We start from the raw sequence: 7,284 nt of genomic DNA, 5'->3' as shown, positions 1-7,284 counted from the left end.
TCACGCTCAGCACGGCTCGGCGCTGCACTACGACCGGCTGGTGCTGGCCACCGGCGCCGAGGCGATCATGCCGCATATGCAGGTGGAGATGCGCCGCAACGGCGCCATCGACGCCGAGCTGAGCATGCGCGCCCGCCGCGAGGCCGAGGCCAGCGGCGACCCGCGGGACCGGTACCCCGACGGCGTCATGGCGCTGCGCACGATGGAGGACGCGACGACCATCCGCGCCGCCGTGGAGGCCGGCGAGCCGGTGGTGGTGCTCGGCGGCGGGGTGCTCGGCGTCGAGGCCGCGCTCGCCGTGGCGGAGATCGGTGCGCCGGTGACGCTGGTCCACCGCGGCACCGCGCCGATGGGCCGGCAGATCGACGCCGACTCCGGCCAGCTGCTGCGCCGCGAGCTGGTCGGCGCCGGCGTCGACGTGCGCTCCTCCACCGACATCCACACTATAGTCTCCGACGACGGCCGGCTGACCGCTGTGCGCACCTCACGCGACGAGAAGCTGCCGGCGCGGCTGCTGGTCACCTGCTGCGGGGTGCTCCCGCGGCACGAGCTGGCCCTCGACGCCGGGCTGCCCACCAATGGGGCGTGCACGTCGACCGCGACTGCCGCAGCCTCGGCGACGAGCGGATCTACGCGATCGGCGACTGTGCGGCCCACGAGGGTCGCGACCCGTCCGGACTCATCGCACCGGGCTGGGAGCAGGCCGAGCTCGCCGCCGTCGCGCTGCGCCGCGACCTGGGGCTCGCCGTCGACGTCGAGCGCGACGCCGCCGGGCGCCCGATGGAACGGGACGGGGCGGCGGACCACGGCGCCGACGTCGACGCCTCGGCCGCGACGACCGAGGAGGAGCCGCGCCTGGAGGTCATCCTGATGAAGTCGAAGACGCTCTCGGTGGCCTGTGCGGGCACCACCCAGGTGGACCCCTGGGCGCCGGACGCCCCGACGGTCTCGACCTGGTCGGATCCGCAGGCCGGGCAGTACCTGCGCATCGTCACCGAGGGCGAGCGTCTGCTGGGATTCGTCTCGGTGGGCATGGCTCGCACAGCCGCCGAGCTGTCCATGCACGCCACCCGCGGCACTCTGCCCGTGGCCGACCGCACCGCACTGGTCGCCGCCCAGCATGCCACCGCCGAGCAGGAGCTGGGCCCCGACGACGTGCTCTGCCGCTGCTCCGGGGCGACGGCCGGGATGGTCGCCGAGGCCGCCGAGACCTGCTCCACAGTGGACGAGGTCGGCGCCGCCTGCCGCGCGGGCACCGGATGCGGGACCTGCCGCTCGTCGATCGAGAAGGTCCTGGCCGCCGCGCCGGCGGGGGTGTGAGGGCGCGACCGTCACCCCTCCTCGGCGATGAACTCCACCTCGTGCCAGCCGGTGGCGCCGTCCGGGACCGTGGCGCTGACCTCCTCGGTCTGAGTGACGCCGTCGCCGTCGGTGGCCCGGACCCGCAGGCGATGCTCGCCGGCGGCGACGTCGTCGAGCATCAGGGAGAACTGCCGCCAGGTGTCGATCCCGCCCGCGGCGGCGAGCTCCGCGCCCCGCCACGCGTCGTCGTCGAGCTGGATCTCCACCGCGGTGATGCCGCGATGCTGGGCCCAGGCGGTGCCGCCGACGGCGACCTGTCCGGCGGTGACCCGGGCACCCTCGCGCGGGACGTCGATGCGCGAGGCGGTCTTGATCGGCCCGCGCGCCGACCAGCCGCGGTCGGTCCAGTAGGCCGTGGCGTCGGCGAAGCGGGTGACCTCCAGCTCGACGACCCATTTGGTCGCCGAGACGTAGCCGTAGAGCCCCGGCACCACCAGCCGGGCCGGGAAGCCGTGCTCCGTCGGCAGCGGTTCGTCGTTCATCCCGACGGCCAGCAGCGCATCGCGCTCATCGGTCAGCGCGGCCAGCGGCGTGGAGGCGGAGAAGCCGTCCGGCGAGCGGGAGAGGACCATGTCAGCCTCGGGGCGCGGGCCCGCCTCGGCCAGCAGCGTCCGCACCGGCAGTCCCAGCCACTTCGCGTTGCCCACCAGGTCGCCGCCGATCTCGTTGGAGACGCAGGCCAGCGTCACCCAGGCCTCGACCAGGTCGCGCTCGAGCAGCTCGTCGAAGTCGAGGGTGACCTCGCGCTCGACGAGTCCGTGGATGCGCAGTTCCCAGCTCCGCGGGTCGACGTCGGGCGGGACCAGGGCGGTGTCGATGCGGTAGAAGGTGTCGTTCGGCGTCGTCCAGCTCGGCATGCCCGCGACGCCGGCACTCACCCCGGACGGGCGCGGGGCGCTGTGCGCCGGCCGCGGGAGCGTGATCGTCTCGCGCAGCCGCCGCCCGGCATGCAGGACCGAGGCGCCGATGCGGCCCGCGAGGAGACCGGCCGCGCCGAGCACCCCGGCGGTCGCGGCGAGCCCGAGCACGCTGCGGCGGCCCGGAACCGGCGAGGACGAGGATCCGGCCGACGACGGGGACGACGACGCACGCGGATGATCCCCCGCCGCGCGCAGGCCCCGGCGGACCAGGCCCTCCAGCACGAGCAGCCCGACGGCGAGTCCGCAGACGGTCGGCAGCACGACCGGCAGCCAGGCGAGTCCGACGATCCCGACCTCCGGCCGGGAGAGCACCGCGGCGGCGAGTCCCAGGCCGATGCCGAGCACGAGCAGCCGGGCGGCCACGCGACGGATGCGTGCGAGCAGCCCGATGCCGACGGCGAGCAGCGTGGCGACGACGCCCATGACCACGAACAGCGCGATCTTGTCGGCGGTGCCGAAGAGGGTGATCGCGGCGTCCTTCAACCAGGCGGGACTGGCGTCGATGACGACGGCGCCCGTCGCCAGCAGCGGCGATCCGTCGGGGATCAGCACGCCGGCCAGCAGCTCGGCCGTGCCGAGGGTGCTCAGCGCGGCGGCGCAGCCGATCAGCGCGGCCGCAGGACGGGTCAGGCCGGGCGTCGCCACGGCGTCGTCCCCCTCCTCGATCCGGCGACACAGCTCATGCTTGATCGTGCGCGCGGAAGGTCCGGCGGGTCAATGCAGCACGTCCTGCGCCCCGCCCTGCGCGACGACACCGCCGTCCCACCCCGTCCGCAGCCGCACCCGCTCGCGGACGCCCGGCCGCTCACGACCGGCGGGCGGGCTCCTGCGCCGCGAGATGCTCCCGCATCCAGCCGATGACGACGGCGGCGCCGAGGAGCGCGGCGGCCGCGGGGAAGAACGTCCAGCGGAGCACGGCGCTGATCATGCCGACCAGCTGGACTGTGCCCATGCTCCTCGTGCTCTGCACGCCGAGCACGGCCTCCTGGAGGAACGGAGTCGCCAGGCTGACGACGATCCCGATCACGAGGAGCACCGCCGCCCAGATGACGCAGCGCGCGACGGCCGGCTCCTTCACCAGTCTCCCGACTCAGCACGGCGACGCCGCGCACCGTCGTCGCCGCGCACCTGAGGAGCCGAGATCACCGAGTTGTCGCAGGATCCCCGTGAGACAGCACGGTCATGCTGCGACAACTCGGTGATCTCCGGAGCTCCACGGCAGAACCGCGCCGGATCAGACGGCGACGGCGATGCGGCCGGCCTCGTCGACGCGCACGGCGAAGACCTCCAGGCGCGGGCCCTCCTGGCTCAGGCACTCGCCGGTCTCCAGGCAGTAGACCTGCTTGTGGATGGGCGAGGCCAGCGTGGGGCGCCCCTGCTTCGTGCCGACGATGCCGCGGGCCATCACGTTGGCGCGGGCGACGTCGTCCCACTGCGAGACGGCGAAGACCCGGTCGCCGGGCACGCGGATCAGGGCGACCTGCACCCCCTCGACCAGGGCGGCCTCGCCGAAGAAGGGCTCGAGGTCCTCCAGCCGGCACACCACGTGCTCGGTGCCGGCCGGCGATGACCCTCCCGACGATGCATCGGCGGTCTCGTGCGCGGTGCGGACATCCAGTGCAGCTGTCATGCCGTTCAGGCTAGGCCCGCGCCGTTTCGCCCATCGTGCCGCGGTGTTTCCCGGCGATGAAACGCCCTTCATGCCGCCGCGCCCCTCACCAGAGGTCCTCGTCATCCTGGATTTACAGATGCGATACGACCGGGAAATCGCTCCCGCCTAGCGTGGACCGCACCCAGTGTCGGGGACGGCGTCGCCGCAGATCTGCGACGACTGCAGAACGCAGTCGCACGACGCCGATCGACCGCCGCGCCCACGAGGCGCGCGGCACCGACCGATCGCGAAGGGGAGTTTCGATGTCTGCACCCAGCACAGCGACCACCACCGAGGGCGCGCCGGCCGGCGACGCCCGCCGCGTCGTCGTCGTGGGCGGCGGCCCGGCCGCCCACCGGCTGACCGAGGCGCTGGTCGCCCGCCGGCTGCCGGGGACGACCATCACGGTCTTCGCCGAGGAGCCGGTCGCCCCCTACGACCGGGTCGCGCTGTCCAAGCGCTTCGAGACCGACGACGACCTGCTGCTCGGCGAGCCGAGCCTCTGGGAGCACCCGGCGGTGACCCTGCGCACCGGCGTCGCCGTCAGCGGGCTCGACCCGGACGCACGCACCATCACCACCGCCGAGGGCGAGGCCGTCGGCTACGACGAGCTGGTGCTGGCCACCGGCTCCTCGGCCCCGCGCCCGCCGGTGGAGAACAGCGAGCACATCGCGGTCTACCGCACCCTCGACGACGTCGACTGGCTGCGGGCGAAGGCCGCCGAGCTGGCCGACGACCTCGGCCGCGCCCCACGCTGCGCGGTCATCGGCGGCGGGCTGCTCGGCCTGGAGGCCGCCGGCGGGCTGCAGGGCCGCGGCGCCGAGGTCACCGTGGTCCACTCCCGTCCGTGGCTGATGAACGCCCAGCTCGACGAGTTCGGCGGCCGCACGCTGAACCGCCTGCTGGAGCACGAGGGCTACACGCTGCAGCTCGGCGAGCGGCCGGCCGCGCTGACCGTGGACCTCGAGCGCGCCGAGCGGACACACCCCTACATGCTGCATTTCCCGAGCGCCGACGACGTCGCCGCCGACCTCGTCGTCGCCGCCATCGGCATCACCGCCCGCGACGAGCTGGCCCGCGAGGCCGGCCTGGAGCTCGGCCCGCGCGGCGGCGCGGTCATCGACGACACCTGCGCGACCTCGGCGCCGGGAGTCTGGGCCATCGGCGAGGTCGCCTGCTTCGAGGACACCACGATGGGCCTGGTCGCCCCGGCCAACGCGATGGCCGAAGTCGTCGCCGACCGGCTGGCCGGCGGCGACGCGACCTTCGACGGCTTCGACACCGCCGCGAAGCTCAAGCTCGCCGGCATGGACGTCGCCTCCTTCGGCGACGGCTTCGCCGAGGCCGACGACGCCCTCGAGGTCGTCTACGCCGACCCCGCCGAGGGCGTCTACCAGAAGCTGGTGGTCTCCGACGACGCCAAGACCCTGCTGGGCGGCATCTTCGTCGGCGACGCGAGCCCCTACTCCTCGCTGCGGCCGCTGCTCGGCCGCGAGCTGCCCTCCGAGCCGGGCAGCTTCCTCTCGGCCGCCGGCGGCGAGCCCGCCGAGGTCGAGCTGCCCGACGACGCGCAGATCTGCTCCTGCAAGGACGTCTGCGCCGGCAGCATCCGGACCGCCGTCGCCGGCGACGGCGAGAACCCGCCCTGCGGCGACATCGGCGCGATCAAGGCCTGCACCGGGGCGGGCACGCAGTGCGGCTCCTGCCTGCCGCTGACCAAGAAGATCATGGAGAAGGAGATGCTCAGCCAGGGCATGGAGGTCTCCACCGCCCTCTGCGAGCATTTCGCCCACTCGCGCAGCGAGCTCTTCGAGGCCGTCCGCGCCACGGGCCTGACCTCCTTCACCGCGATCATCGACCGCTTCGGCACCCCGGCGGACTCGACGACGAACTTCGGCTGCGACATCTGCAAGCCGGTGGTCGCCTCCCTCCTGGCCGCCGAGTACGACGAGTACATCCTCGACGACGGCCGCGGCGCGCTGCAGGACACCAACGACCGTGCGCTGGCCAACATGCAGAAGGACGGCACCTACTCGGTGGTCCCGCGCGTGCCGGCCGGCGAGATCACGCCGGAGAAGCTGGCGGTCATCGCCGAGGTCGCCCAGGAGTTCGATCTCTACACCAAGATCACCGGCGCCCAGCGGATCGACATGTTCGGCGCCCGGCTGGAGCAGCTGCCGAAGATCTGGAAGCGGCTGGTCGACGCCGGCTTCGAGTCCGGGCAGGCCTACGGCAAGGCGCTGCGCAACGTGAAGTCCTGCGTGGGCTCGACCTGGTGCCGCTACGGCGTGCAGGACTCGGTGGCCATGGCCATCGAGCTGGAGATGCGCTACCGCGGCCTGCGCTCGCCGCATAAGCTGAAGTTCGGCGTCTCCGGCTGCGCCCGCGAATGCGCCGAGGCCCGCGGCAAGGACGTCGGCGTCATCGCCACCACCGAGGGCTGGAACCTCTACGTCGGCGGCAACGGCGGCGCCACCCCGGCCCACGCGGAGCTGCTGGCGAAGGACCTCGATGATGAGACGCTGCTGCGCTACATCGACCGGTACATCATCTACTACGTGCGCACTGCTGACCGACTGCAGCGCACCGCGCACTGGATGGCCGAGCTCGACGGCGGCGTCGACCACGTCCACGACGTCGTCGTGCAGGACTCGCTGGGCATCGCCGCCGATCTCGAGGAGGCCATGTCCCGCCACGTGGACACCTATGAGGACGAGTGGGCGGCCACGCTGCGCGACCCGGAGAAGCTGCGCCGCTTCCGCAGCTTCGTCAACGCCCCCGAGGCCCCGGACACCGGGCTGTCCTACGTCGTCGACCGCGACCAGCGCCGCCCCGCCACCGAGGCGGAGGTCGCCGCCGCCGACGCCGGCGAGGGCCCGGTGCTGCTCTCCGGCCCGCGGATCCCGGTGCGCGGCGCCGACGCGGTGGAGTCCGACGTCGAGCCGGCCGCCGCACCGGCCGATCACGCCGAGGCCGACGCGCCGCAGCCGGCGGGGCGGGGGCCGGCTCATGATGGGCGGGACCCCGCTGGGCTCCGTGACGCTGGTGGGCGGCGGGCCGGGCGCCGGCGATCTGATGACGGTGCGCGCCCGCGACGCGCTGGCCGCCGCCGACGTCGTCTATCACGACCGGCTGGCCCCCACCGACGATCTGTCCTCCTGGGCGCCGCATGCCGAGCTGGTCGACGTGGGCAAGCGCCCCGGCCACCATCGCGTGCCGCAGGCGGAGATCGGCCGCCGGCTGGTCTCCGCGGCCCGCGCGGGACGCCGCGTGGTCCGGCTCAAGGGCGGCGACCCCTATGTCTTCGCCCGCGGCGGCGAGGAGGTCGCCGCCTGCCGCGCCGCCGGCGTG

At 73.9% G+C, this 7,284-nt stretch carries 6 protein-coding genes and 1 pseudogene; 4 read left to right on the top strand and 3 right to left on the bottom strand.

Annotated elements, in window-relative coordinates:
• Positions 1–871 (top strand): FAD-dependent oxidoreductase (locus tag GU5_RS0104445; protein ID WP_010524376.1); only part of this gene is annotated, 871 nt, incomplete at its 5' end.
• On the top strand, positions 871–1,320 hold the full coding sequence (locus GU5_RS0104440) for a (2Fe-2S)-binding protein (RefSeq protein ID WP_158217714.1): 450 nt from the start codon (positions 871–873) through the stop codon (positions 1,318–1,320). The genes GU5_RS0104445 and GU5_RS0104440, both read left to right, overlap by 1 nt.
• Before the next feature lie 11 nt (positions 1,321–1,331).
• Here GU5_RS0104440 and GU5_RS0104435 read toward each other — a convergent pair whose 3' ends face one another.
• The 3 genes from GU5_RS0104435 to nirD form a co-directional block, all read right to left on the bottom strand.
• A complete protein-coding gene (locus GU5_RS0104435; RefSeq protein ID WP_010524374.1) occupies positions 1,332–2,927 on the bottom strand; it encodes a molybdopterin-dependent oxidoreductase in 1,596 nt (531 codons plus the stop codon).
• Positions 2,928–3,087: 160 nt separating this feature from the next.
• Entirely contained in the window at positions 3,088–3,360 is a 273-nt protein-coding gene (locus GU5_RS16235; RefSeq protein WP_010524373.1) for a hypothetical protein, read from the bottom strand.
• Positions 3,361–3,516: 156 nt separating this feature from the next.
• Entirely contained in the window at positions 3,517–3,912 is a 396-nt protein-coding gene (gene nirD, locus GU5_RS0104425) for a nitrite reductase small subunit NirD (RefSeq protein WP_010524372.1), read from the bottom strand.
• Positions 3,913–4,196: 284 nt separating this feature from the next.
• On the opposite strand from nirD, the pseudogene nirB reads away from it, so the two are divergent.
• Together nirB and GU5_RS16635 are read left to right on the top strand one after the other, a co-directional pair.
• Positions 4,197–6,845: pseudogene (nirB, locus tag GU5_RS13995) on the top strand (nitrite reductase large subunit NirB); the annotation flags it as partial.
• A 97-nt stretch (positions 6,846–6,942) separates the two neighbouring features.
• Positions 6,943–7,284 (top strand): SAM-dependent methyltransferase (locus tag GU5_RS16635; RefSeq protein ID WP_010524370.1); only part of this gene is annotated, 342 nt, incomplete at its 3' end.

The organism is Nesterenkonia sp. F, assembly GCF_000220985.1.
In the GTDB taxonomy this organism is placed as follows: Bacteria; Actinomycetota; Actinomycetes; order Actinomycetales; family Micrococcaceae; genus Nesterenkonia.
Note: the sequence above shows the minus strand (reverse complement) of the source record. Positions and strands in the feature narration are given on the sequence as shown.

Coding starts and splice junctions, on each gene's coding strand:
- GU5_RS0104440 (WP_158217714.1), top strand. CDS start 871: ATGAAGTCGAAGACGCTCTCGGTGGCCTGTGCGGGCACCACCCAGGTG.
- nirD (WP_010524372.1), bottom strand. CDS start 3,912: ATGACAGCTGCACTGGATGTCCGCACCGCGCACGAGACCGCCGATGCA.